This window comes from Candidatus Nanopelagicales bacterium, assembly GCA_041393815.1.
In the GTDB taxonomy this organism is placed as follows: domain Bacteria; phylum Actinomycetota; class Actinomycetes; order S36-B12; family JAWKJK01; genus JAWKJK01.
Window position 1 is genome coordinate 762,045 of record JAWKJK010000002.1, and the last position, 25,632, is coordinate 787,676.

A 25,632-nucleotide genomic window follows, 5' to 3' on the forward strand; every position below is an offset into this window, starting at 1 on the left:
ACGGCCCCGTGGTGGCGGTGGTGGGACCGACAGGGACGGGCAAGTCCGACCTGGGGGTGGCGCTCGCGCGCGCACTCGACGGGGAGGTCGTCAACGCCGACTCGATGCAGGTCTACCAGGGGATGGACGTCGGCACCGCGAAGCTCACCGAGGCGGAGCGCGGCGGCGTCCCCCATCACCTGCTGGACGTGTGGCTGGTCCGTCATGCGGTGTCGGTGGCGGAGTACCAGGCACTGGCCCGCGCCACGGTCGATGACGTGCTCGCCCGCGGCCGGGTGCCGCTCCTCGTCGGCGGGTCCGGACTGTATGTGGGCGCGGTGGTCGACGACCTGCGCTTTCCCGGCACCGATGCGGAGGTCCGGGCCCGGTGGGAGGCCGAGCTGGACCGGCTCGGGCCGCAGGCGCTGCACGACCTGCTGGCGGAGCGGGACCCCGACGCGGCTGCGGCGATCCTGCCGACCAACGGTCGGCGGATCGTGCGGGCGCTGGAGGTGGTGGAGCTGACCGGGTCGTTCCGGGCCCGGTTGCCCGAGCCCACGCCGTGGTACCGGGCCGTCCACGTCGGCCTGACCCTGCCGCGCCCGGAGCTGGATGTCCGGCTGGCGCAGCGGGTGGACCGGATGTGGGCGGCCGGCCTGGTGGACGAGGTGCGCCGGCTGGCCGACACCGAGGGGCTGCGCGACGCGCCGACGGCGTCGCGGGCGCTGGGCTACCGGCAGGTGCTGGCGTTCCTGGCCGGTGAGTGCGACGAGGCGACCGCGCGGGAGGAGACCGTACGGGCGACCCGGGCGTTCGCTCGCCGGCAGGAGCGGTGGTTCCGCCGCGACCCGCGCGTGGTGTGGCTGCCCGCCGACGCGCCGGACCTGGTGGAGCGCGCGCTGGCGACGGTCAGGGCCCGCGGGGCACCGGTCACGGCGTGACCGGGGGCGGCGTGACGGCCACGTAGTACTCGCGGCCGAGCAGCGTCGAGGCCAGCGGGCCGGGCAGCCTGGTGAGCACCGCGAGCGTACGGGTGGTGCCGTCGGCGGTGGCCTGGCTGGCGTGCGCTGCCAGGGCGGCGCGCTTGGCGTCGAGGTGCGCGCGGACGTCCACCCGGTGGGTGATCTCCCGCCTCGGGGTCCAGGCCTGGTCGAACTCGTGCGGGTCGAACTCCGGCGGGGTCAGCCCGGTGCGCTTGGCCAGGTGCGCCGCCCGGGCGATCGGCTCGCGCGGCAGGGTCGCCTCGAACAGCCGGGCGGTCGGTCCCAGCCGCTGGGCCAGCAGCCGGGCGACCCGGTGCACCTGCAGGTGGTCCGGGTGGCCGTACCCGCCGGAGGGGTCGTACCCGACCAGGACGTCGACGGTCTCGTCGGCGAGCAGCTCGCGCAGGGTGTCGGCCACCGCCTGCGGGTCTCGGGTCGCGAAGCCGTGGGGTACCTCGCCGTGCAGCCCGGAGTCGGCGTAGCCGAGCACCTCGGTCCGGGCCACGCCCAGGATCTCGGCGGACTCCGCCAGCTCACCGCGGCGGCGCTCACCCAGGTCGCCGTCCCCGGCCAGGGCCGCGTCGGTGAGCCCGGCCTCCCCGGCGGTGGCGACGACGAGCACGACCCGGTGGCCCTCGGCCGCGGCACGCGCCATCGTCCCGGCGGTGAGCAGCGCCTCGTCGTCCGGGTGCGCGTGCAGGAACACCAGCGTCCGCATCTCCACCTCCGTCCCTCCCTCCGCCGCCCCGCCCGTGGCCCCGCCCCCGCCCCGGCCCCTCGGGGGCACACGATCCGCATAGCGGATCGTGTGCCGAACTCGCGCGGCGTGTCGCGCCCGGATCAGACCATACGGACCCGGTCTCGGTACCGGTGGGGCTGATGGTGCGTCCGTACCGTCGCGCGCCCCCGAGGGGGCCGGCTGCGCGGGCTGCCGCGCTCAGACGGCCGTAACCCGCGGACGCACCCGCCCCACGCGTCACCTCGCCCGGATCGTGTGTCAGACCACGGCCCCGACACGCCGGACAACCTCGCCACACGATCCGCTAAGCGGATCATGTGCCCGAAAGGCGGCGGGGGCGGGCACTACGGTCCCACGCGTGAGGATCGCGCACGTCAGCGACTGCTACCTGCCCCGGCTCGGGGGCATCGAGGTGCAGGTGCGCGCCCTCGCCACCCGGCAGGCGGCGGCCGGCGACGACGTGCGGGTCATCACGGCCACCCCCGGCCACGACGGGGTCCGCGCCGGCGACGACCTCGTCGACGGCATCCCGGTGCACCGGGTCGCGGCGAACATCCCGTTCGAGCTGCCGGTCCATCCCCGTACCGCCCACCACGTCACCCGGCTCCTGCGCGACCACCCGGTCGACGTCGTGCACGTGCACGCGGGCGTCGTGTCCCCGTTCGCCTGGGGCGGCATCCGGGCCGCCGTCGGCCTCGGCCTGCCGGTCCTGGTGACGGTGCACAGCGTCTGGGGCCCGGGGGCCCGGCCGGCGTTCCGGATCGCCGACGTCCTGGTGCACTGGAGCGACCGCGGGGTGCAACTGTCGGCGGTCAGCCGGATCGCCGCCGCCCGGATCGAGGCCGTGGTGGGCGAGGGTCACCCCGTCCTCGTGGTCCCCAATGGCATCGACCCCGCGCTGTGGCCCCCGCACCCGCCCCACCCGGCGCCCGGTCGGCTGCGCGTGGTGTCCGTCATGCGGCTGGCCCCCCGCAAGCGCGCGATGCCGCTGCTGCGCGTGCTGCACCAGGCATCGGTGCGGCTGGACCCCGCCGCCACGCTGACCGCGCAGCTCGTGGGCGACGGCCCCGAGCGCGGCCGCCTCGAGCGGTTCCTGCGCGACCACGACCTCGCCGGCCGGGTCACCCTGACCGGCCGCCTCGGCCACGACGAGATCCTCGACCTGTACGCCCGCTCCGACGTCTTCGTCCAGCCGTCGGTGAGGGAGTCGTTCGGGCTGGCCGCGCTGGAGGCGCGCACCGCCGGGCTGCCCGTGGTGGCCCGGTCCCAGACCGGCATCGGCGAGTTCGTCGCCGACGGTGTCGACGGCTTCCTCGCCCCCGACGACGAGGGCCTGGCCGACGCGCTGGTCCGGCTCGGGCGGGACCCCGCTCTCACCGCGGCGATCGCCGCCCACAACGCGACCCACCCGCCGGCCCAGACCTGGCCGTACGTCCTCGACGTCGTGGCCGACGCGTACGCCCAGGCGCTGGCCCGCCGCTCGGGCCACGTACGGTAGGCCAGGTCGTACGACGTCACGAAGGGGAGCCGGAATGCGCCTGCGCCGCCCGCACCGTCCCGTCCGCACCGCCGCCACCGCCGGGGGAGTGGCCCTGGTCGCGGTCGCGCTCGCGCTGCCGGCCTCCGCGGCCAGCGCCCCGCCGTGGCCGGCGGACGGCTACACCCCGTCCTGCGACGACCTCACCTGGAACGAGAACCTCGACGCGCCGCAGTTCAACTACACCGACACCACCGAGCCGGTGGCCGAGGACGTGACGCTGTCCACCGGCAACCCGACGGTGCTCGGGCCGGGGCAGCGCAACGTGTCCTTCCAGGTGAAGATGGTCGACACCTGCTCCGGCGTCGCCCAGGTGGAGGCATGGCTGCGCCGCGGCAGCGGCGTCCTCGAGCAGCTGACGATGTCCCCGGCGACCGAGAACGTGTTCGACGGCTACTGGGGCTCCGGCGGGACCGCGGACGCGGACGACGCCGGCCGCTACGAGCTGGTGCTGTTCCGCACCCGTGACCGGTACGACTCGTTCGCGCTCAACGGCGACTTCCGGATGTTGGAGAAGGCCGACGCGCTGCCGCCGACGGTGCTGCGCCAGATGTCCCCGCGCACGCCCCTGGTCATCCTGCGGCAGACCCAGCTCGCGCTGAAGCCGGTGAAGTCCCCGGTGCCCAAGGGCAAGCCGCTGAAGCTGACCGGCGTGGTGAAGTTCGCCCGTGCGTCGGGCTACGTCGCCTACCCCAACGCCACCGTGACGCTTCAGTTCCGCAACGGGACCACCGGCAACTGGTCGTCGGCCGCGCCGGTGAAGTCCAACGCCAGCGGCGTCGTCACCTTCACCGCCAAGCCGTCGACCACGGCCCAGTACAAGCTGCTCACGCCGGGGGAGCGCGGGTCCCTGTTCACCGCGCCCGGCGAGTCCCCCGTCCTCACCGTCACGGTGAAGTAGCCGGCGGGTCGTCGTGATCCACGACCTGCCCGGGGCGGTCCCGTTCCTCAAGGGGCACGGGACCGGCAACGACTTCGTCCTGCTCCCCGACCTCGAGGGCCGGCTGGACCTGACCCCGGAGCGGGTCCGCGCGGTGTGCGACCGGCGGTTCGGACTCGGGGCGGACGGGGTGCTGCGCGTGGTGCCGGCGATCGACGACCCGGACGGCGCGCCGTGGGCCGACGAGGCGCGGTTCTTCATGGACTACCGCAACGCCGACGGCTCGGTCGCGGAGATGTGCGGCAACGGCGCGCGGGTGTTCGCCCGCTACCTGGTCACCGCCGGCCTTGCGCCCGCCGGGGAGCTGCGGTTCGTCACCCGCGGCGGCGTCCGGCACGCCCACGTCGACCCGGTCGGTGACGTGGTCGTCGGGATGGGCTCGGCCGTCGCCGACGCGGGGGGTGCCGAGATCCGGGTCCGGGTGGGGGAGCGGGACTGGGCGGCGACCGGGGTGCTCGTGCCCAACCCGCACGCCGTCGCGTTCGTCGACGACCTGCGGCACGCCGGCCCGCTGGACACCCCACCCGAGGTCACGCCCGGCGCGGCGTTCCCGGATGGGGTCAACGTGGAGTTCGTAGTGGACCGCGGCCCGGCGCACGTGGCCATGCGGGTCTTCGAGCGGGGGGTCGGGGAGACCCTGTCGTGCGGCACCGGCGCCTGCGCGGTGGCGTACGCCGCCCGCCGGCGCGACGGGGCGTCCGCCGACCGCACCTGGCGGGTCGACGTACCCGGCGGCACCGTCCACGTCACCGAGCACGAGGACGGCTCGCTCGACCTGGCCGGTCCCGCGGTCCTGGTGGCCGAGGGGGAGATCCTCGCCGAGTGGTGGGAGTCCGCCGGGTGAGCCGGCTCGACCACGACGTGCTCGTCGTGGGGTCGGGGTTCGGCGGCGGCGTCGCCGCGCTGCGGGCCGCGCAGGCCGGTCGGTCCGTCGCCGTGCTCGAGCAGGGCCGCCGGTTCACCGCGGAGGACTTCCGCGTCGGCGCCCGCTCCACCACCCGGATGCTGTGGGCCCCCGCGGCCGGGCTGCGCGGCTACTTCCGGCAGGCCCTGCTGCGCCACGTGATCGTGGTGCAGGGGATCGGCGTCGGCGGCGGCTCGCTGGTCTACGCCGCCGTCCTGCTGGAGCCGGCCGAGGAGGCCTGGTCCGCCCAGGGCTGGACCGCGACCGGTGTGGACTGGCAGGCCGAGCTGGCGCCGCACTTCGCCACCGCCGCGGAGGTCCTCGGCCGCGCCCCGAACCCCTACCACTCCGAGCAGGACGCGTGGCTGCGCGCGGCCGCGGAGTCCCTGGGCGTGGGGGACACCTACGGCACCACGCTGCAGGGCATCGACTTCGACGCCTGCCAGCGCTGCGGCGGGTGCATCACCGGCTGCCCGCACGGCGCCAAGCGCACGATCGACCGCACCTACCTGGAGCAGGCGGAGGGGCTCGGCGCCGTCGTGATGCCGCGATCCAAGGCCACCAGGGTCGTGCCGCTGGACGGCGGCGGCTGGCGGGTCGACGTGGTGGACCCGGTGCGGCGCAACGCGTCCGCCGGCTCGGTCACGGCCCGGGAGGTCTACCTCGCCGCCGGCGTGCTCGGAACCACCGAGTTGTTGCTGGCGTCGCGGCACCGCCACCGGACGCTGCCCTGGCTGTCCCCGGCGACCGGTCAGCACGTGCGGACCAACTCGGAGGCCTTCGTCGCGGTCCTGCAGCCGGACCGATCGGTCGACGTGACCGACGGCGCCACCATCTCCAGCGACTTCTGGCCCGACCCGGCCACGCACGTCACCAACAACCGGTTCCCGCACTCCTACGGGTTCATGAAGTGGTACCTGTCACCGCTCGTCGACGGTGACACGCGACGTGAACGCCTGCGCCGCACCGTGTCCGGCTTCCTGACGTCCCCCGGCGCGGCCACCGCGAACCAGCGGGCCCGACGCTGGAACGAGCGGGTCACCGTCCTCACCGTGATGCAGCACGACGACAACGAGCTCGCGCTGGACTACCGCCGCGGGCCGCTGGGCTGGCGGCTGGCGTCCCGGCTCGCGGACGGGGCCGCCCCGGTGCCGACCTACCTGCCGCAGGCCAACGCCGCGGGCCGGGCGGTGGCGGCAGCGTCCGGCGGGCGGGCGTACGGCACTCTGATGGACCCGCTGCTCGGGATCGGCGCCACCGCGCACATCCTCGGCGGGGCGGTCGTCGCGGGTCGGCCGGAGGACGGCACGGTCGACACCGAGCACCGCGTGTTCGCCGGGCCGTCCGGGGAGACCTACGACGGGCTGTACGTCGTCGACGGCGCCGCCGTGCCCGCGAACGTCGGGGTCAACCCGAGCCTGACCATCACGGCCCTCGCCGAGCGCGCTCTGGCGCGCCACACGGGGGTCGATGGTGGTACTACCGGATCGTGGAACGCCGCACCCTCCTCCTTTCCGGCCTGACCGCCGGCGCCGCCTGGGCCCTGGCCCCGGCGGTCGCCGCCGCGCAGCCGACGGCCCGCTCCCCACGAGCGTCCTCGCCCAAGCTCCCGTTGCAGCTGGTGGACGACGACGACATGAACTTCATGGCCCTGTTCGCACTCGGCGCCGCCGGATACGGGTCCGGCGAGGTCGGCGAGGTCGTCACCGCGGTGGCCAAGGCCAACTCGGTCGGCCCCCAGGGCGCCACCTACCAGTCCTACAGCGACGCGTTCGCCGCGATGGCCCGGCAACTGGCGACGTATGCCGCCGCCCGGGAGCGCAGGGGCGACGCCGCGACCGCGTTCGCCGCGCACCTGCGCGCCGCCCAGTACTGGGACCAGGTGCTGTTCTTCATCCTCGCCACCCGCACGCCGGGCAGGGAGGAGGACGTCTACCTGACCATGGACCGGCAGTGGACCGCGGCCATGCGGCTGCACCGACCACGGCCCGAGCGCGTCCGGATCCCGTACGGCACGTCGTACCTGCCCGGGTGGTTCCTGCGGCCCAGCGACGACGGTCGCCGGCGGCGCACCGTGATCGTGCAGAACGGAAGCGACGCGCAGAACGTCGACGTATGGGCGTACGGCGTCGCCGAAGCACTGCGTCGCGGCTGGAACGCGCTGGTGTACGACGGCCCGGGCCAGGGGTCGACCCTGTTCGTCCGGCAGATCCCGTTCCGGCCGAAGTGGGAGAAGGTCATCACGCCGGTCGTGGACTACCTGGTCTCGCGCCCGGACGTGGACCCGCGGCGGATCGCGCTGACCGGGTGGTCGTTCTCGGGGCTGCTGGTCGGACGCGCCGCCGCGTTCGAGCACCGCCTCGCCGGGATCGTCCTCGACCCGGGCTTCGTGAACCTGGCCGTGGCGTGGCCGCCGGACATCCTCAAGCTGGGCGAGATGCCGCGCGCGCAGGCGAACTCCATCTGGCAGCGCGACATCATCCCCGGGATGTCCCCGCAGGAGCGCTTCACGCTGATGAAGCGGTCGGAGATCTTCGGTCGCTCGTTCCTGCGGGACGCGCGGGCGGGCAAGCCCCCGCAGGACGTGTGGACCCTGGCCAACACGATCCCGCGCTACCACGACGCCGACGTGCTCAAGCAGGTGTCGTGCCCGGCCCTGGTGCTGTCGTACGAGGACGACCAGTTCTTCGTGGGGCAGGGCCGCAAGGCGTACGACGCGCTGCGCCGGCCGAAGGCGTTCGTACGCATGACCGCGGCGAACGGCGCCCAGCTGCACGACGCCCCGATGGCACCGCAGTACCGCAACGAGGTGGTCTTCGACTGGCTGGACCGCGCCGTCGGCGGAGGCTGATCGGACCGACGGACGGGACCGAGTCACGGAGGCAGACATGCCGGAACCTGATGTGGCGCAACGGGTCTCCGCGAAGGCCTGGGCGATCCTGGCCGCGATGGGCTTCGGGGCACTGATCGCCCAGATGTTCTCCACGGTGATCGGGCCGGCCCTGCCGGTGATCAAGGACGACCTCGACATGTCCCTCGCGGGGCAGACGTGGACCATCACGGCGTACTCGCTGGCGTTCGGCGCCGCGCTCGTCGCCGGCGGCCGTCTCGGGGACATCCTCGGCGAGGTCAGGCTGATCGTCGCGGGCTTCGTGGTGTTCGGCGTCGGCCTGGTGATGTCGGCGGTCGCGCTCAGCGGCCTGTTGATGGTCGCGGGACGTGCCGTCCAGGGCGTCGGCATCGGCATCTCCGCGCCCGCGACCCTGTCGATCGTGGTGAACTCATTCCCCTCCGTGCGCCGCGGGTTCGCGGTGGGGGTCTGGGGGTTCGCGCACGGCTTCGGGCTGCTCATCGGGCCGCTGTTCGCCGGCTACATGCTCGACCTGCTGTCCTGGCGTTGGGTCTTCTGGATCGCCGTTCCGCTCACGGTCGCGGTGATCGTCGTGACGCTGGCCGCGACGCGCGGCTACACCTCCGTCCTGGCCGCGGGCTCCTACGACGTCCTGGGGCTGGTCCTCGGCGGGGTCGGCATCACCCTGCTGACGTTCGGCCTGCAGAACTCGTCCAACGGGTGGGAGCTGCCCGGCACGTGGGGCACCATCGTGCTCGGCGTGCTGCTGCTCGCGGCCTTCGGTGTCGTCGAGACGCGCAAGGAGTTCCCGCTGGTGGACTTCGCGCTGTGGCGGGAACGGCTGTTCTCCGGCGCGTTCTTCGCCGAGTCCGCGGTCGGGTTCGTCTACATCCCGATGCTCACGTTCGTCGGCGCGCTGTACTTCATCGAGGTCCTGGGCTTCTCACCGGTGAAGGCCAGCTGGGTCATCGTCATCACCACCGGCCTGTGCATGGTGGTCGAGCCGATCGCGGGTCGACTGGTGGACCGCTTCGGGCCGGGCATCCCGCTCACGGCCGCCCTCGCCGCCCAGGGCGTGGCGCTGCTGTGGATGGGGACCTTCACCCCGTCGACCACGCTCGCGCAGATGGTCGTCCCGCTGGGGCTCATGGGCATCGGCGTCGGCGTCTCCCTGCCGGCGTGCAACACCGCCGGCATGTCCGCGGTCAAGCCGGAGCAGGCGGGGATGGGCTCGGGCCTGATGCAGATGACGTTCAACGTCCCCGCGGCGCTCGGCGTCGCTCTGGTGACCTCCGTCGTCGGAACACTGACCGCGTCGAAGGTGGTCGACGCGACGGCGGGGACCGCGGTCGGGGACAAGGCGGCGGCCTACGCCCAGGCGCTGGAGGCCGGGGACGACGCGGGGCTGAAGGAGATCCTCGCGGGGCTGCCGCCGGACGCCGCGCAGGCGCTGAAGGAGGCGGCCATCAACGCCCAGTCGTCGACCATCGCGGCCAGCATGGTCGTGATGGGCGTGGTGGCGCTGGCTGCCGCCGTCATGGTCCTCGTCGTCATCGGCCGGCGTCGGGTCCCGTCGTTCGCCGCCGCCGAGGGCGACGTGTGGCCGGGGGAGACCCTCATGCCGACCAGCCCGGTGGAGCCGCAGCCGTCCGAAGCCTCCTGACTGCTCGGTCAGTCCACCCAGGACCGGTCCCGCCACGGGGTGACGGCGCCGTCCGGGGTGGACAGCCGGTCGAACTCCCACAGCCGGTCCCGGGCGCCGCGGGTCGTCGCCACCGACATGAAGGACGCCGCCTCGACCCGGGCGCCGTGGCCGCCGCTGGTCGCGGCGTGCAGGGAGCGCTTCGCGGCACCGACGGCCGCCCGTGGCCGGCGGGCGCACCGGCGGGCCACGTCCAGGGCGGCGTCGAGCACCGCCTCCCGGTCCACGACCCGGTCCACCAGGCCGGCCGCCAGGGCCTCGTCGGGCGTCAGCGTGCGTGACTGCAGCACCATCGCACGGGCCCGGGCCGGACCGACCGCGCGCCCCAGCCGCTGGGTGCCGCCCGCGCCCGGGGGGATGCCGGCGCTCAGCTCGGGCAGCCCGATCCGATAGGGCCCGCGGCCCATCACCCGCACGTCGCAGGCCAGCGCCACCTCGCAGCCGCCGCCCTGCGCGTCGCCGTCGATCGCGGCGACCACCGCGACCGGAAGCAGCTCCAGCCGGGTCAGGGCCTGCTGGGTACGCAGCAGCTCCACGACACCGGACGCCGGTGTCCGTGCGAGCAGCCGCGCCACTCCCGGGACCCGGGTGACTGCTCCCACGGCTGCCAGGGTCGCGCGGGCCAGCGGGTACGGCGTCGGCAGCCCGATCCGCTCGGACCCCTCCGCGATCTCGCCGAGGGCGTAGTGGGGGACGAACACCCCCGGCCGCGGGCCGGTCAGCACCAGCGCGCCGACCCGCTCGTCCGTCTGCACCCGGCGGCCCAGCACGTCGAGGTCGGCCAGCACGGCCGCGTCCAGCAACTCGTGCGCGGGATTGGTCACCCGGGCGACCAGGACCCGCACCGCTCGCCCGTCGTCGGCCACCACCTGCGGCTCGTCCCAGTGGCAGCTGAGGGTGTCCAGGTCGTCGTACCCGGCGGTGTCGTTCGTCACGGTCCGATCCTGGCGCACGGACGGCCCGCGCAGAATCGGCGTCGCCCATCCCGCGCCGGCGTGGGACCCTGGACGCGATGAGTGAGCCGCTTCCCGTGCCGTCCGCCCCTGCGGACCCCCATGCCGCCGAGATCGACGCCCGCGTCACGACCGACGACCACGACGACCCGCAGACCGGTGTCCTCGACCTCGAGGACCGCCAGGCCCTGCGCCGGGTGGCCGGGTTGTCCACCGAGCTCGAGGACATCACCGAGGTCGAGTACCGCCAGGTCCGCCTCGAGCGGGTGGTCCTCATCGGGGTGTGGACCGAGGGTACCCTCGCCGACGCCGAGCGCAGCCTGGCCGAGCTGGCCCGGCTGGCCGAGACCGCCGGGTCGGTCGTGCTCGAGGGCCTGGTGCAGCGCCGGGACAAGCCGGACGCCGCCACGTACGTCGGCTCGGGCAAGGCGCGCGAGCTGCGCGACATCGTGGTGGCCACCGGGGCGGACACGGTGATCTGCGACGGCGAGCTGACCCCGGGGCAGCTGCGCCAGCTCGAGGACATCGTCAAGGTCAAGGTCGTCGACCGGACCTGGCTGATCCTGGACATCTTCGCCCAGCACGCCCGCAGCCGGGAGGGCAAGGCCCAGGTGTCGCTGGCGCAGATGCAGTACCTGCTGCCGCGCCTGCGCGGCTGGGGCGAGTCGCTGTCCCGCCAGGCCGGCGGCCGCGCCGGCGGCGCGACCGGCGGGGTCGGCACCCGGGGTCCGGGCGAGACCAAGATCGAGACCGACCGTCGCCGGATCCGGGCGCAGATGTCGAAGCTGCGCCGGGAGCTGCGCCAGATGGAGACCGCCCGCGTCACCCAGCGCGCCCAGCGCCGCCGGACGGGCGTCCCCGCCGTCGCCATCGCCGGCTACACCAATGCCGGCAAGTCCAGCCTGCTCAATCGGCTCACCGGCGCCGGGGTGCTGGTGGAGAACGCCCTGTTCGCCACCCTCGACCCCACGGTGCGGCGCGCCCGCACCCCGGGGGGCCGCGAGTTCACCCTTGCGGACACCGTCGGCTTCGTCCGGCACCTGCCGCACCAGCTGGTCGAGGCGTTCCGCTCCACGCTGGAGGAGGTCGCGGACGCCGACCTGGTCCTGCACGTGGTGGACGGCAGCGACGACTTCCCCGAGGGCCAGATCGCGGCCGTCCGCGAGGTCCTCCACGACATCGGCGCCGGGGACGTGCCCGAGGTGGTCGTCGTCAACAAGGCCGACGCGGCGGACCCCGACGTGCTCGCCCGGCTGCTGCGCCGGGAGCCGCACGCCGTCGTCTTGTCCGCGCGCACCGGCCGCGGCATGGACGACCTGCTGGTGGCGATCGACGCCGACCTGCCCCGCCCGGACGTCGAGGTGGCGGTCCTGCTGCCGTACACCCGCGGCGACCTGGTGTCCCGCATCCATGCCGAGGGGGAGGTCCTGGCCGAGGACCACACCGCCGACGGCACGGTCCTCAGCGCGCGGGTTCCGGGGCACCTGGCCGCGGACCTGACGGACTTCACCGCCTGACGGCGCCGCCGGGGCGCAGCGGCGTCCGGACGGGTCTGCGAGTGCGCACGGTGCCCGGCAGGACACGGGCGATCACGCGGTGTATCCAGGGATCGTGCCCCAGGGCGGTGCAGTGGCGCGCGGTCGCGGTGCCACGACGGACCGGTGGCCGCCCCTGCGGCCTCTCACCCTCGTCGTCGCGGTGGCCGTCGTCGTCGGGCTCGGGGTCCGGCTGACCAGCGACGCCCCGCTCGGCGGCACCGCGGCCCGCTGGGTGGTGGTCCTCATCACCGCGCTGGCCGCGGTGCTGCAGGTCGGAGCGCTGGTATGGCGCTGGCCCCGTGACCACGGCCGCTCGCTGCTGGCGTGGACGCTGCTCACGGTGGCTGGGCTGCTGGTCTACGCCGGCGTCACCGCCTTCGCACTCAACCCGGAGCAGGGCGGCTTCTGGCTCGACGTCGGCTACTTCGCCGGGTCGCCGCTCTTCGCGGTGGCCCTGCTGATCCTCCCCGCACCACCGCTGCGGGACTCCTGGGAGGCGGCGCTGGACGCCCTGCAGGGCGTCGTCGCAGCGCTGGCCGTGACCGTGTCGGTGCTGTGGCTGCTGCCGCTGGACCTGGACGACGGCCTCAACGTGCAGGAGGCCAGCCACATCGGGGCCGTGAGCGGGACCGTGGGCGTCCTCGTCTACGTCGTCATGCGCCAGCGCCGCCCCGGGGGGATTGCGGTACGGCAGCTGGAGCTGGTCATCGCCGCTGCCGCCCAGGTGACGGCGGCCGCGATCCTGGCCTTCCGCTTCGACGTCCTGGGAACGCGTGGGCTGGCGGTGGCCGCGACGCTGTTCTTCGTCACGGGCTGCGTCACCGGTGCCCAGGCGGTGGGCCGTGACGTGGTGGAGGAGGAAGGCCCTCGTGACCTGCGGCGGCGCGAGTTCTGGGCGGTCGCGCTGCCGGGCGTCGCCCTGGCGCTCGGGCTGGGCAGCCTGGCCGCGTACGCCGTCACGCCCGACCCGGTGTCGGCCACCCTCGGCTGGCCGATGGTGGCACTCGTCCTCACCGTCGTGGTGGCCACCCTGGCGCTGTTCCTGCTGTCCGGACGCGAGGCCCGCCGGCTGCGGGAGTCCGCCGCCGAGCGGGAGCTGCAGGCCGTCGTGCAGGAGCGGTGGTTCCGGTCCCTGTCCGGGGGCTCCGGCGACGCGACCGTGCTCGTGGACCTGTCGGGGCGCGTCATCTTCGCCAGCGCGACGGCCAGCGACCTGCTCGGCGTCTCCGCACCCCTGGCGGTGGGACGGGACCTGGCCGAGCTGGTGGAGCTGGACCTGCGGGACTGGCGGTTGACCCTGGCCGACGCCGCGCGCGACCCGGACGCCGCGGCCACGTGCGCGGCCCGAACGCGGCCTCCGCATGGCAGTGAGGCCGCGGAACCGATCGACCTCCAGCTCGTCGTCTCCGTGCTGGCCGACGGCGGCGGGCTGCAGGCCTACGTGGTGGCGCTGACGGACGCGCACGGGGAGGAGCGGCTCACCGAGACGCTCAGGCTGGTCGACGGGCTCACCGGGCTGCCCAACCGGCTGGGGTTCCTGCGGGCGTGTGCGCCGACCGGGCTCGGATCTCCCGGCCGCTCCGCCGTCGTGGTCCTCGACCTCGTCCGGTTCGGACTGGTCAACGACGCGCACGGGCACCAGGCCGGCGACGAGCTGCTGCGGCGGGTCGCGGAGGTCGTCGACGCGTGCGCCGCGTGCGGTGGCCGCGTGGTGGGTCGCGTGGGCGGCGACGAGTTCGCGGTCCTGGTGGAGCCGGAGCCGACCCCGGGGGAGGACGCCTGCGCACCGGGGTGGCTGGACGGCCGGGTCGTGGACTCCGTCGCCCACCTGCTCGCCACCCTCGAGCCGCTGGCGGACCTCCGCGGCGACGGGCTGCCGATGGCCTGCCACGTGGGCTACTCCGTCCTGGAGTCCGAGGAGCAGACGGCCGACGAGCTGTTGCGGCACGCGGAGGTGGCCACCGACCGGGCCCGGGCCGGTGACCTGCAGGCCCGATCCGTTTCGACGCCGAGGTGCACGCGCTGCGGATGGCCGAGGTGGGCCTGGAGGTCGACCTCCGCCGGACCCTGCTCGCCGGGGGCCTGACGCTGTACTACCAGCCGATCGTCGACCTGGCGACGGGCCGGCCCGAGGGCGTCGAGGCGCTGGTCCGGTGGCACCACCCCACTCGCGGCCTGCTGGGCCCGGACCAGTTCGTCGGCCTGGCCGAGCGGGCCGGCCTGTCCGACGACCTCACCCGCTGGGTCCTCGGGGCGGCGCTGGACGACCAGTCGGCCTTCGAGCAGGAGGTCGGCCGCCCCCTGCACATCGCCGTCAACGTCGGTCCGCCGTCGGTGACCTCGCGGCTTCCGCTGCTGGTGGACGAGGCGCTGGCGCAGCGGTCGGTGCCGCCGGGGCGGATGACCGTGGAGGTCACCGAGACGGCCCTGTTCTCCGCCGCGGACGACCCGGCGGGTGTCCTCGCCGCGCTGCGCTCGGCCGGTGTGTCCGTGGCTCTGGACGACTTCGGGACCGGCTTCTCCTCGCTGTCCCTGCTCGCCCGGATGCCCGTGGACGTGGTCAAGGTCGACCGGTCGTTCGTCTCCCGGATCGAGGGCGCCGGCGACGAGCTCGCCCTCGTGCGGGGCCTGCTGCAGCTGTGCCGGACGCTGCGGATCCGGTCGGTGGCCGAGGGTGTGGAGACACAGTCCCAGGCCGAGCTGCTGCTGGCGATGGGCGCGGACCTGGCCCAGGGCTACCTGTACGCCCGGCCGATGCCGCGGGAGGACGTGTGCCGCTGGCTGGCCGAGCGGTCCCCGGGCCGGCCCGTCCCCGCCGCCCGCAGGTCGGGGTCCGGCGGTCCACAGCCGCCCGCCCGGTGACCGGGGCACCCCACCGCAGCGGTTACCCTCGTCCGGTGACGGACACCACGGGGGCGCCCGCGCCCACCTGCCGCGCGCACCGGCCCCGCCGCCGCCCGCTGGCGCTGCTCGCCACCGTCACCGCCGCTGCCGTCGCCGCCGGCCTGCTCCCGCTGCTCGCGGGCAGCGCGTACGCCGACGAGCCGTTCCCCGTGCCTCGCAAGCCGCTGGTGCGGCTGGTGCCCGGTGAGGCGGCCGACCAGTGCTTCGGCGCCCCCGTCACCCCGATCGACGACAGCGACCTGGAGCAGCGCGGCAAGACCGACGCCGAGCGGGCCGCGCAGATCATGGCCGGGCAGCTGCAGCTCGGCGACTTCGAGCCGTGGCCGCTGCCGCAGGACCCGACGTGGGCGGAGGACCCCTACGGCGACGCCAACTGGGTCTCGCGCTACCACCGGCTCACCTGGGTCGACGTGCTCCGTCGTGAGGGGCAGCGCACCGGCAACCAGGCGATGCTCGACCGCTACAACGCCCTGCTGCGCGACTGGGCCGTGGACAACCCCCGCGACAACCCCGCCTCGCCGTGGGCGTGGTTCCGCATCAACGCCGCGGAGCGGGCGATCGTCTACCTGTGCAAGCTCGGCCGGGTCGGTACGGAGGACTACCTGCCCGACCTGCTCGTGCAGCACGCGGTCTACCTGGCCGACCCCGCGGAGTACCCCGGGATCGGCAACCACGCGCTGTGGATGGACCAGGGCCTGATCGCGATCGGCTGCGCCACGTCCGTGCCCGAGTACGCCGACCTCGGCGAGCAGCGGCTGACCGAGCTGGTCAAGCGCAGCATCGACCCCGAGGGCGTCAGCGACGAGGGCTCGGTGACCTACCAGAAGCTCAACTGGGAGTGGTACTCCGACGCGGAGGCCCGGGTGCGCCTGTGCGGCCGTACCGCGCCGCCGGAGTTCGCGCGGATCGAGCTGATGGACGACTTCCTGGCCCACGCGCTGATGCCGGACGGGACGCCGATGATGATCGGCGACACCGTGCTGGACCTGATGAACGGCCTCAAGGGCACCCCGGCGGAGTACGTCCGCTACCAGGGCGCCTCGGGCACCCCGCCGGACACGCTGTGGAAGACCTACAGCCGCGGCTACACGTTCGGCCGGTCCGGCTGGGGCGACGCCACCCGGCCCGCTGCCGACCAGGCCGCGTTCTGGCTGAAGTTCGGCCAGGCGCCGCAGGACCAGGTGCACGGCCACCAGGACCTCGGCTCGTTCGAGCTCTACAACTACGGCTCGCGGCTGATCTGGGACGGCGGCCTGTACGCCTACCTCGGCGGCGAGGCCCGCTCGTACATGGTGTCCCGCGCCTCGCACAACGTCGTGGACGTGCCCAACGCGACGTACCGCCCGGAGAACGAGGCCCCGCTGCTGGCCGAGAGCCACGGCGACGGGTGGGACATGGTCTCGGTGCAGGTCAACTCGGTCTCCGGGGTGAACTGGAACCGCCGGTTCCTGTTCTCCCGCGCCGGCGGCTGGGTCCTGGTCGACGACCGGATCACCCAGTCCAGCAGTCGCGCCGTCGTCCAGCGCTGGAACCTCGGCGCCGACAAGACGGTGGCGACCGGGCTGTTCGGCGGCCGCGCGGTGACCTCGGGCCCCGGGGCGAACCTGGCCATCCTGTGGCTGGGCGACCGGCCGACCCGCCGGGTCTACAACGGCGTGAAGGACCCGCGCTGGGTGGGCTGGCGCAGCACCACCTACCGCGAGCTCACACCGGCGCCGGCCGTGGAGGCTGTGCTGTGGGGCAAGAAGGCGCGCTTCGTGACGCTGCTCGCCCCGCTGCGCGCGGGCGCGCCCGACGACGTCGTCGTCAAGGACCTGAGCCTCACCGACGACGCGATCAGCCTGGTGGTGTCCTCCGGCGGCGTCACCGAGCAGCTGAAGCTGGACGCCACCACCGGATACGCCGGACCGCCCCCGCCCCCGGTGGACGAGTTCGGCGACCCGGTGGCCCCGGCCCCGTGACCCGCCCCCGGTGACCGACGGGGACGACGGCGCGTCGGCGTCCGAGCCGCGCGACGACCCCGATCTGGACCGCGCGCTGGCCGCGGTGGTCGACGCCCTCGACGGGGAGCACCGCGACGGCCAGGTCCGGATGGCGCACGCGGTGGCCGACGCCCTGGAGCACCGCACCGCCCTGCTGGTGCAGGCCGGTACCGGGACCGGCAAGTCGGTGGCGTACCTCGTCCCCGCCGTCCTGCACTCCGTGCGCGCCGACACGCGAGTGGTCGTCGCCACCGCGACCCTCGCCCTGCAGCGGCAGCTGGTCGAGCGCGACCTGCCCCGCGTGGTCGACGCGGTCGCGCCGCTGCTGCCGCGTCCGGCCACGTACGCGGTACTCAAGGGCCGGCACAACTACCTGTGCCGGGAGCGACTGGAGGGCGGGCCCGCCGACGACGAGGACGCCCTGTTCGACGCGGGGGCGACCGGACCGCTGGGTCGGCAGGCGGTGGCGGTGCGGGCCTGGGCTGACCGTACGGACACCGGCGACCGCGACGACCTGGACACCCCGGTGGACCCGCGGGTGTGGCGGGCGGTCTCGGTGAGTGCACGCGAGTGCGTGGGGCGCCAGCGCTGCCGGTTCGGGGAGGAGTGCTTCGCCGAGCGGGCCCGCGACGCGGCGCGCGAGGCAGACGTGGTGGTGACCAACCACGCCCTGCTCGCCATCGGCGTACTCGAGGGCATCCCGGTGCTGCCCGAGCACGACGCCGTCGTGGTCGACGAGGGGCACGAGCTGGTCGACCGGGCGACCCAGGCGGTCACCCTGGAGCTGACCGGCCGGCTGGTCGACCGGGCCGCGACCTCGGCCCGGGCGCTGGTCGAGGCCGACGTCGTGGACCTGCTGCGCGACGCCGCCGAGGAGCTCGACGCCGCGATGCGCGCGGCGTCGGAGGGCGTGCGCGGACCGCAGCGGCTGGACCCGCCGGGCCGGGACCTCACCCTGGCCCTGGCCAGGGTCCGAGACGCCGGACACGCCGCGCTCGCGGAGGTCGCCGCGGACCGCGACACCTCCGACCCGGACGCGGTCGCGCGGCGTCAGCGCGCCCGCGGCGCACTGGAGCAGGTCCACGACACGGCGGGGCGGTTCCTGGCCCTCACCGAGCACGACGTGGCCTGGCTGGACCCCGGCGAGATCCGCGCAACGGCGCTGCGGTTGGCGCCGCTGTCGGTGGCGGGCCTGCTGCGGACCGCCCTGTTCGCCCAGGCCGGGGTCGCGGTCACCAGCGCGACGCTGACCGTCGGGGGGTCGTTCGAGGGCACCGCGGCGGCACTCGGCCTGACCGGGGTGGACGCACCCGCCTGGATCGGGCTGGACGTCGGGTCGCCCTTCGACCACCGGCGTCAGGGGATCCTGTACGTGCCCACCCGGCTGCCGGCGCCGGGCAGGGAGGGCGTGCCGGACGCTGCGTACGACGAGCTGGCCGACCTGGTGGACGCGGCCGGCGGACGGACGCTGGCGCTCTTCTCGTCCTGGCGGGGGGTGGACCGGGCAGCGGAGCGGCTGGAGCAGCGGTTCGCCGACCGGGAGGACCGCCCGCTGCTGGTGCAGCGCCGCGGTGACCCGGTGGGGGTGCTGGTGGACCGGTTCGCCGCCGACCCCCGGGCCACCCTGCTGGGGACGCTGTCGCTGTGGCAGGGCGTGGACGTGCCGGGACCGTCGTGCACGTGCGTCGTGATCGACCGGCTGCCCTTCCCGCGCCCGGACGACCCGTTGCTGGCCGCGCGGCAGCGCGCGGTGGACGAGGCAGGCGGGAGCGGGTTCCGTGCGGTGTCGGTGCCGCGGGCGGCGCTGATGCTGGCGCAGGGGGTGGGCCGGCTGATCCGGGGGCCGCGCGACCGCGGGGTGGTCGCGGTGCTGGACCCGAGGCTGGCCACGGCCGGCTACGGCCGGTCGATCCGGGACACCCTGCCGCCGTTCTGGTTCACCACCGATCCCGACGTGGTGCGAGCCGCGCTGCGGCGGCTGGACGGGGAGCTCACCGCCGCGCTCGCCGGCGGCCCCGTCGTGGCTTCTCCGTCTCCCTCCGACGACACAAGAATGCAGATTCCGGAATAAGCCATAGACTGTCTAGGAGGGGAGTATCCCGCTCGCTGGTGGTCGTCAGTACGGCGTTCCCGCGCCCGGTCACCAGGACGGCCCACGCCGTCGGGAGAGACCTGTCCACGGCGGCGCCCGCCGCCCTGACGACAGGAGAACGTGATGCATCGTCGCTGGATCGCCCCGTCCGTCCTCGCCGCAGCGCTGGTGGCGCCGCTGGCACCGGTGTCGCCCGCCGTGGCGGCACCGATCGTCCCCGGAGCAGCGTCCGTCCCCGCGGCCCAGCCGTCCGCGGGGCCCACCGCGCGGATCCTCGACCGGGAGCTCGTCAGCTGCAGCCGGTCCGCGCGGATGATGGGCGTCCTGGAGCGTGACGGGCGGCAGCTGGAGGTCGACGCCGAGATCGTCGGACCGCGCCGCACGTCGTGGACGTTCACCGTGCGGCACAACGGAAGTCTGACGCACGCGATCACCAAGCGCGCCGACGGCGACGGAGAGGTCGACGTCTGGCGCTACCTGCGCGACCGCCCCGGCACGGACCGGGTGACGGTCAGCGCTCGCGCCTCGAGCGGGGAGCGCTGCGTCTTGACCCTGCGCGGCTGACCGGCCCGGACCGGACCGTCTTCCGGGTCGTGGCCGTGCTCAGACCTTGCGCAGCACGGCCCCGACCCGGCCGAGGATGCGCGCGTCGTCGCCGAGGATGGGCGCATAGGCCGGGTTGTGCGGCATCAGCCACACGTGCCCGTCGCGCCGCTTGAACGTCTTCACCGTGGCCTCGTCGTCGAGCAGCGCCGCGACGATGTCGCCGTTGTCCGCGGTCTGCTGCCGGCGAACCGCCACCCAGTCGCCGTCGCAGATCGCGGCGTCGACCATCGAGTCGCCGACGACCTTGAGCAGGAACAGCTCGCCCTCGCCGACCAGGTCGCGGGGCAGCGGGAAGACCGCCTCCACCGACTCCTCGGCCAGGATCGGGCCGCCGGCGGCGATCCGACCGACCAGCGGCACGTAGGCCGGGTGCGGCCGGTGGTCGCCGCTGCCGGTCGCGTCGACGGTCTCCCCGAGGCTCTCGGCCACGGAGTCGGACACGACCAGGGCGCGCGGACGACGCGGATCCTTGCGCAGCAGCCCCTTGCGCTCCAGCACGCGCAGCTGGTGGGCGACGCTGGACGGGGAGGTCAGCCCCACCTGCTCGCCGATCTCGCGCACGCTCGGCGGGTAGCCGCGGTGCTCCACGCTGTCGCGGATCACCTCGAGCACCCGGCGCTGGCGGGCGGTCAGGCCGTCCGGATCGGCGGGTCCGTCGGGCAGCTCGTGCAGGTCGGCCCCGTCGGAAGCCGTGCCGTCCGCGGCCGTGCTCGGGGCGGGCGGGTCGGCCGCAGGGGTCTTCGAGCGGGTGCGTCGCGTGGCCACGGTCGTCACCTTTCGTCGGGCCGGGTCGGGGGCCGGGTCGAACTGTCGGACCCCCGGGGCAGTGTGGGCGGCATGCCGAACCACGATCCCGAGGCTAGTGCCGGGCCCGGCGGAATTCACACACGTGTTCGACGCGTGTCTGGACTCCGTCGGCGGAACGTGGTAGGAATCGCACAGACGTACGATAGCACGTATGTTCGATCAGCGGGAAACGGCCGAGCGGTCGCGTCGCGGTCGACCCGGCGGAGGGAGAACCCCATGAGCGTCCTGGCTGCGGCCCCGGTGACGGCACCCCGTGCCCCCCGCACCGCCCCCACCCCGCGCACCGCCCGCACCCCCCGGCCGGCCCCGGTCCGGCTGACCCGGCGCGGTCGGCTGGTGGCGCTGGCGGTGCTCACCCTGCTGGCGGTCACCTCGGTACTGCTGCTCGGCCGGGTGGGCGCGGTCGCCGAGGCGCCCACCGGGGCGGTGCCCCCGGCCGCGACCGAGCTGGTCGTGGTGCAGCCGGGGGAGACGCTGTGGAGCATCGCCGAGGCGGTGGACCCGCAGGCCGACCCACGGGAGACGGTGGAGCGGCTGCGGTCGCTGAACGGCCTGGAGGGGTCCCTGGTGGTGCCCGGCCAGCCGATCGTGGTCCCGGCTCGCGGCTGATCGACTCGCGGCTGATCGAGGGCCCGGCGCGGCACCTTCGGGCGGCCGGTCGCGCCCGATTCGCCCGCGATGTCCCGGCCTGTCCGGGGGCGCTGGCGGTGTCGGTGACGCGACACGCCGACGATCTCCGCGACATGCCGCGAGGGTCTTGCGCCCGTCGGTTCCGACGTCTACGGTTCCCCCACATCTTGTAGTTACACCCGTGTAAGTCATCCACAGGTTGTGGTTCGTGGGCCACAGGTTGTCCCCAAGGGATCCCCAGGTCGGTCCCCAGGAGCAGCCGACCGGCCGGCGCCGCCGGTGACCCGGATGACCCGGACGAGGGAGGGGAGGCCCGATGCACTGCCCGTTCTGCCGGCACGACGACTCCCGGGTCATCGACTCCCGCACCGCCGACGACGGCGCCGCGATCCGGCGTCGCCGGCAGTGCCCGGAGTGCGGCCGCCGCTTCACCACGGTGGAGACCGCGACCCTGCACGTGGTGAAGCGCTCCGGCGTCCTCGAGCCGTTCAGTCGCGCCAAGGTCGTGGCGGGGGCCCGCAAGGCCTGCCAGGGCCGCCCGGTCGACGACGACGACCTCGCGCTGCTGGCCCAGCGGGTGGAGGAGGCGGTCCGCGCCACCGGGTCGGCCGAGGTGCCGTCCCAGGAGGTCGGCCTGGCCATCCTCGGCCCGCTGCGCGAGCTGGACGAGGTCGCCTACCTGCGGTTCGCCTCGGTCTACCGCTCGTTCGACACCCTCGACGACTTCGAGGCCGAGATCGCCCTGCTCCGAGCCGAGCACGAGCCCACCGGCGAGGAGCCGCCCGCCCCGGTCCCGGTGTCCACCGACCCCGCTCCGTAGCCCCTGCAGCACCCCGCACCGTCCCCACCGACCCGCCCGCGCCGGCATACCGGCCCCCCGCACGACGTTCACCCCGATGAGGAAGGCGAGAACGCATGACCGAGACCGCCAGCGGCCCGCACGGCACGCCCGAGGCCCCCGCACCACAGGCGACCGGCAGCGGTGACCTGTCGGTGCACCGCACCGGGCTGACCATCGAGCGGCTGTACACCACGCCCGGCGTGCACCCGTACGACGAGGTCACCTGGGAGCGCCGCGACGTCGTCCAGACCAACTGGAAGACCGGCGACATCGTCTTCGAGCAGCGCGGTGTGGAGTACCCCGACTTCTGGTCGGTCAACGCGTCGACGATCGTCACGACGAAGTACTTCCGCGGCGCGGTCGGCACCGAGCAGCGTGAGTGGAGCCTGCGCCAGCTCATCGACCGCGTGGTGCTCACCTATGTCAAGGCGGGCCGCGAGCACGGCTACTTCGGCACCGAGGCCGATGCCGAGGTGTTCGAGCACGAGTTGACCTGGATGCTGCTGCACCAGGTGTTCTCCTTCAACTCCCCGGTGTGGTTCAACGTCGGAACCACTGCGCCGCAACAGGTCTCGGCGTGCTTCATTCTGTCGGTCGACGACACGATGGACTCGATCCTGAACTGGTACCGCGAGGAGGGGCTGATCTTCAAGGGCGGCTCCGGCGCCGGCCTGAACCTCTCGCGGATCCGCTCGTCCAAGGAGCTGCTGTCCTCCGGCGGCACCGCGTCCGGCCCGGTGTCGTTCATGCGCGGGGCGGACGCGTCCGCGGGGACGATCAAGTCCGGCGGCGCCACCCGGCGCGCGGCGAAGATGGTCGTCCTCGACGTGGACCACCCCGACATCGAGGAGTTCATCGAGACCAAGGTGTCGGAGGAGGAGAAGATCCGCGTCCTGCGCGACGCCGGGTTCGACATGGACCTCGGCGGCCGGGACATCACCTCGGTGCAGTACCAGAACGCCAACAACTCGGTCCGGGTGTCCGACCTGTTCATGCGGTCGGTGGAGAACGAGGAGCCGTTCGGCCTGACCGCGCGCAAGACCGGCGAGGTCATCGAGTCCGTCGACGCGAAGGCGCTGTTCCGCCGGATGTGCGAGGCGGCGTGGGCCTGCGCCGACCCGGGCATCCAGTACGACGACACCATCAACGACTGGCACACCAACCCCGAGACCGGCCGGATCACCGCGTCCAACCCGTGCTCGGAGTACATGAGCCTGGACAACTCCTCCTGCAACCTGGCGTCGTTGAACCTGCTGAAGTTCCTCAAGGACGACGACACCTTCGACGCGGAGCGGTTCGCCCGGGCGGTCGAGCTTGTCATCACCGCGATGGACATCTCGATCTGCTTCGCGGACTTCCCGACCGAGCCGATCGGTGACACGACCCGCAAGTACCGCCAGCTCGGCATCGGCTACGCCAACCTCGGTGCCCTGCTGATGGCGACCGGCCTGCCCTACGACTCCGACGGCGGCCGCGCGTTCGCGGCGGCGATCACGTCGCTGATGACGGGGACGGCCTACAAGCGCTCCGCGGAGCTGGCCGGCGTGGTCGGTCCGTACGAGGGCTACGCGCGCAACGCCGAGGCGCACGCCCGGGTGATGCGCAAGCACGCCGCGGCCACCGACTCGGTGCGCACGGTGTCCAGCCTGGACGGCGACGTGCTGCGGCTGGCGGTCAAGGCGTGGGCCGACGGCAACGCGATCGGGGCGACCAACGGCTGGCGCAACGCGCAGGCGTCGGTGCTCGCCCCGACCGGGACCATCGGCTTCATGATGGACTGCGACACCACGGGGATCGAGCCGGACTTCTCGCTGGTGAAGTTCAAGAAGCTCGTGGGCGGTGGCTCGATGCAGATCGTCAACCAGACGATCCCGCGGGCGCTTCGGAAGCTCGGCTACGCGGAGGAGACGATCGAGGCGATCGTCGAGTACATCTCCGAGCACGGCCACGTGGTCGACGCCCCCGGTCTGAAGCTCGAGCACTACCCGGTGTTCGACACGGCGATGGGCGAGCGGTCGATCTCCCCGATGGGGCACGTGCGGATGATGGCGGCGGTGCAGCCGTTCATCTCCGGTGCCATCTCCAAGACGGTGAACATGCCGGAGACGGCGACCGTCGAGGAGGTCGAGGAGATCTACTTCCAGGGCTGGAAGCTCGGCCTCAAGGCGCTGGCGATCTACCGCGACAACTGCAAGGTGGGGCAGCCGCTGTCGGACGCGAAGGCGAAGAAGGCCGACGCGACCGTGGAGGCAGCCGAGCCGGCGACCGTGGTGGAGTACCGTCCGACCCGCAAGCGGCTGCCGAAGTCGCGCCCGTCGCGCACCACGTCGTTCTCCGTGGCCGGTGCCGAGGGTTACATGACCGCCGGCTCCTACCCCGACGACGGTCTCGGTGAGGTGTTCCTCAAGCTCGGCAAGCAGGGCTCCACGCTGGCCGGTGTGATGGATGCCTTCTCCATCGCCGTGTCGATCGCGCTGCAGTACGGCGTCCCGCTGGAGGCGTTCGTCTCGAAGTTCGTCAACATGCGCTTCGAGCCGGCCGGAATGACCGACGACCCGGACGTCCGGATGGCGCAGTCGATCATGGACTACATCTTCCGGCGGCTGGCACTGGACTACCTGCCGTACGACGACCGGGCGGCGCTGAGCATCTTCACCGCCGAGGAGCGGGCCGCCACGGTGGCCGCGACGTACGGCGGCGACTCGACGGCCCCGGCGGTCGACGACGAGTCGGATGTCGACGTCCAGGCGCTGCAGCAGTCGGCTCCGGTGGAGAAGCCGATGCCGTCCGCGGATGCGACCCCGGCCGGCGCCCACCCGGCGCCGCGCGAGGCGCACTCGTCGGCGGAACTGCTGGAGGTCCTCACCGGGACCGCGTCCGACGCCCCGCTGTGCCTGACCTGCGGGATCAAGATGCGCCCGGCCGGCTCCTGCTACGTGTGCGAGGGCTGCGGCAGCACCAGCGGCTGCTCGTAAGTAAGTAGGGCTGGTAGAGCGAGTGAGGCCCGGACCCGAGTGGTCCGGGCCTCAGTCGTGCTGCGGTGCTGCATGGTCCCGTCGTCGCCGCATCGTCCTGTCGTCTCGAGCGTTTCCCGCGGGTGAGAGGGGAGTGGCGTGGCCCGATCACAGGCACTGTGGAGAAGGGTGGCGCTCCTGGCTGGCGCGGGAGGCCTGGCCTTCTGGCTCGCCAATCTGGCGATCTCGCTGACTCCGCTGGCCGCGCAGTATCGGGAGGCCCTCTCGATCGACTACGTCCCCATGCTCTTGGAAGCGCTGGCCGGCGGCCTGGCGATCGGCGTGTTCGTGAGCTTCTTCCTCGTCCGCTTCATCGACCGGATCCCGTCGAGCACACCGATGGTGAAGTCCCTCCTGCTGAGCGGCGTTGCACTGGTGGTGGTCACGCTGGTGGTCGAGGTCCCCGCCAAGTTCGCGACGGCAACGAGCAATGCGTGGTGGTACTTCCTCATCGCGACGCTGTTCAACGCGGTGCGCATCCTGGCCCTGGCGGTGGCCATCGGCCTTCTCTACGGCAGGCTCGAGCAGCCTTCACGAACGTGAAGCAACCGAACGGTGCAGCGGACTCAGCAGGGCGAGCGACCACCATCTGCTCCCGGCATAGGTCCCGCACCCCTGCGGGCACGGCGA

The 25,632-nt window shown here is 73.8% G+C and carries 20 protein-coding genes; 17 read left to right on the forward strand and 3 right to left on the reverse strand.

Going from position 1 to position 25,632, the window contains the following annotated elements; translation table 11 throughout:
• Positions 1–8 precede the first annotated feature (8 nt).
• Entirely contained in the window at positions 9–920 is a 912-nt protein-coding gene (miaA, locus tag R2737_09000; protein MEZ5116391.1) for a tRNA (adenosine(37)-N6)-dimethylallyltransferase MiaA, read from the forward strand.
• Here miaA and R2737_09005 read toward each other — a convergent pair.
• On the reverse strand, positions 910–1,680 hold the full coding sequence (locus R2737_09005; protein ID MEZ5116392.1) for a PIG-L family deacetylase: 771 nt from the start codon (positions 1,678–1,680) through the stop codon (positions 910–912). The genes miaA and R2737_09005 overlap by 11 nt on opposite strands.
• A gap of 379 nt (positions 1,681–2,059) precedes the next feature.
• On the opposite strand from R2737_09005, the gene R2737_09010 reads away from it, so the two are divergent.
• From R2737_09010 to R2737_09035, 6 genes are read left to right on the forward strand one after another with little or no spacing between them, the layout of a single operon-like run.
• Positions 2,060–3,199, forward strand: a complete 1,140-nt coding sequence (locus R2737_09010) for a glycosyltransferase family 4 protein (GenBank protein MEZ5116393.1) — start codon at positions 2,060–2,062, stop codon at positions 3,197–3,199.
• A 34-nt stretch (positions 3,200–3,233) separates the two neighbouring features.
• Positions 3,234–4,139, forward strand: coding sequence for a hypothetical protein (locus R2737_09015; GenBank protein MEZ5116394.1), 906 nt, complete (start codon positions 3,234–3,236; stop codon positions 4,137–4,139).
• Between the two features lie 13 nt (positions 4,140–4,152).
• Positions 4,153–5,022 carry a diaminopimelate epimerase gene (gene dapF, locus R2737_09020; GenBank protein ID MEZ5116395.1) on the forward strand — a complete coding sequence of 290 codons (870 nt, stop codon included), beginning with the start codon at positions 4,153–4,155 and terminating at the stop codon, positions 5,020–5,022.
• A complete protein-coding gene (locus tag R2737_09025) occupies positions 5,019–6,605 on the forward strand; it encodes a GMC family oxidoreductase N-terminal domain-containing protein (GenBank protein MEZ5116396.1) in 1,587 nt (528 codons plus the stop codon). Before dapF ends, R2737_09025 begins: the two co-directional genes overlap by 4 nt.
• Positions 6,572–7,933, forward strand: coding sequence for an alpha/beta fold hydrolase (locus R2737_09030; GenBank protein MEZ5116397.1), 1,362 nt, complete (start codon positions 6,572–6,574; stop codon positions 7,931–7,933). Before R2737_09025 ends, R2737_09030 begins: the two co-directional genes overlap by 34 nt.
• Before the next feature lie 37 nt (positions 7,934–7,970).
• Positions 7,971–9,596, forward strand: a complete 1,626-nt coding sequence (locus tag R2737_09035; GenBank protein MEZ5116398.1) for an MFS transporter — start codon at positions 7,971–7,973, stop codon at positions 9,594–9,596.
• 8 nt (positions 9,597–9,604) lie between these two features.
• Here R2737_09035 and R2737_09040 read toward each other — a convergent pair whose 3' ends face one another.
• Positions 9,605–10,570 carry an enoyl-CoA hydratase/isomerase family protein gene (locus R2737_09040; GenBank protein MEZ5116399.1) on the reverse strand — a complete coding sequence of 322 codons (966 nt, stop codon included), beginning with the start codon at positions 10,568–10,570 and terminating at the stop codon, positions 9,605–9,607.
• Positions 10,571–10,647: 77 nt separating this feature from the next.
• Here R2737_09040 and hflX point away from each other — a divergent pair, with 77 nt between their 5' ends.
• The 6 genes from hflX (at position 10,648) to R2737_09070 (ending at position 19,668) form a co-directional block, all read left to right on the forward strand.
• Positions 10,648–12,105, forward strand: a complete 1,458-nt coding sequence (gene hflX / locus R2737_09045; protein MEZ5116400.1) for a GTPase HflX — start codon at positions 10,648–10,650, stop codon at positions 12,103–12,105.
• Between the two features lie 181 nt (positions 12,106–12,286).
• Positions 12,287–14,212: a sensor domain-containing diguanylate cyclase gene (locus R2737_09050; GenBank protein MEZ5116401.1), complete on the forward strand. Its 1,926-nt coding sequence runs from the start codon at positions 12,287–12,289 to the stop codon at positions 14,210–14,212.
• Entirely contained in the window at positions 14,155–14,988 is an 834-nt protein-coding gene (locus tag R2737_09055; protein MEZ5116402.1) for an EAL domain-containing protein, read from the forward strand. Before R2737_09050 ends, R2737_09055 begins: the two co-directional genes overlap by 58 nt.
• A gap of 35 nt (positions 14,989–15,023) precedes the next feature.
• Positions 15,024–16,991, forward strand: coding sequence for a heparinase II/III family protein (locus tag R2737_09060; GenBank protein MEZ5116403.1), 1,968 nt, complete (start codon positions 15,024–15,026; stop codon positions 16,989–16,991).
• Positions 16,992–17,001: 10 nt separating this feature from the next.
• Positions 17,002–19,083 (forward strand): ATP-dependent DNA helicase, encoded by a 2,082-nt coding sequence (locus R2737_09065; protein MEZ5116404.1) that lies wholly within the window; start codon positions 17,002–17,004, stop codon positions 19,081–19,083.
• A 144-nt stretch (positions 19,084–19,227) separates the two neighbouring features.
• Positions 19,228–19,668, forward strand: coding sequence for a hypothetical protein (locus tag R2737_09070; GenBank protein ID MEZ5116405.1), 441 nt, complete (start codon positions 19,228–19,230; stop codon positions 19,666–19,668).
• Between the two features lie 39 nt (positions 19,669–19,707).
• On the opposite strand, the gene lexA is transcribed toward R2737_09070, so the two are convergent.
• Positions 19,708–20,475 carry a transcriptional repressor LexA gene (gene lexA / locus R2737_09075; protein MEZ5116406.1) on the reverse strand — a complete coding sequence of 256 codons (768 nt, stop codon included), beginning with the start codon at positions 20,473–20,475 and terminating at the stop codon, positions 19,708–19,710.
• Between the two features lie 258 nt (positions 20,476–20,733).
• Between lexA and R2737_09080 the strand changes: the two genes are divergently transcribed.
• The 4 genes from R2737_09080 (at position 20,734) to R2737_09095 (ending at position 25,545) form a co-directional block, all read left to right on the forward strand.
• Complete coding sequence (locus R2737_09080) at positions 20,734–21,126, forward strand: LysM peptidoglycan-binding domain-containing protein (GenBank protein ID MEZ5116407.1); 393 nt, start codon at positions 20,734–20,736, stop codon at positions 21,124–21,126.
• Positions 21,127–21,463: 337 nt separating this feature from the next.
• Positions 21,464–21,967 (forward strand): transcriptional regulator NrdR, encoded by a 504-nt coding sequence (gene nrdR, locus R2737_09085; GenBank protein MEZ5116408.1) that lies wholly within the window; start codon positions 21,464–21,466, stop codon positions 21,965–21,967.
• A 95-nt stretch (positions 21,968–22,062) separates the two neighbouring features.
• On the forward strand, positions 22,063–24,963 hold the full coding sequence (locus tag R2737_09090; protein MEZ5116409.1) for a vitamin B12-dependent ribonucleotide reductase: 2,901 nt from the start codon (positions 22,063–22,065) through the stop codon (positions 24,961–24,963).
• A gap of 168 nt (positions 24,964–25,131) precedes the next feature.
• The gene (locus R2737_09095) at positions 25,132–25,545 is read left to right on the forward strand and encodes a hypothetical protein (GenBank protein MEZ5116410.1); all 414 of its coding nucleotides are present in this window, start codon (positions 25,132–25,134) and stop codon (positions 25,543–25,545) included.
• Positions 25,546–25,632: the final 87 nt, after the last annotated feature.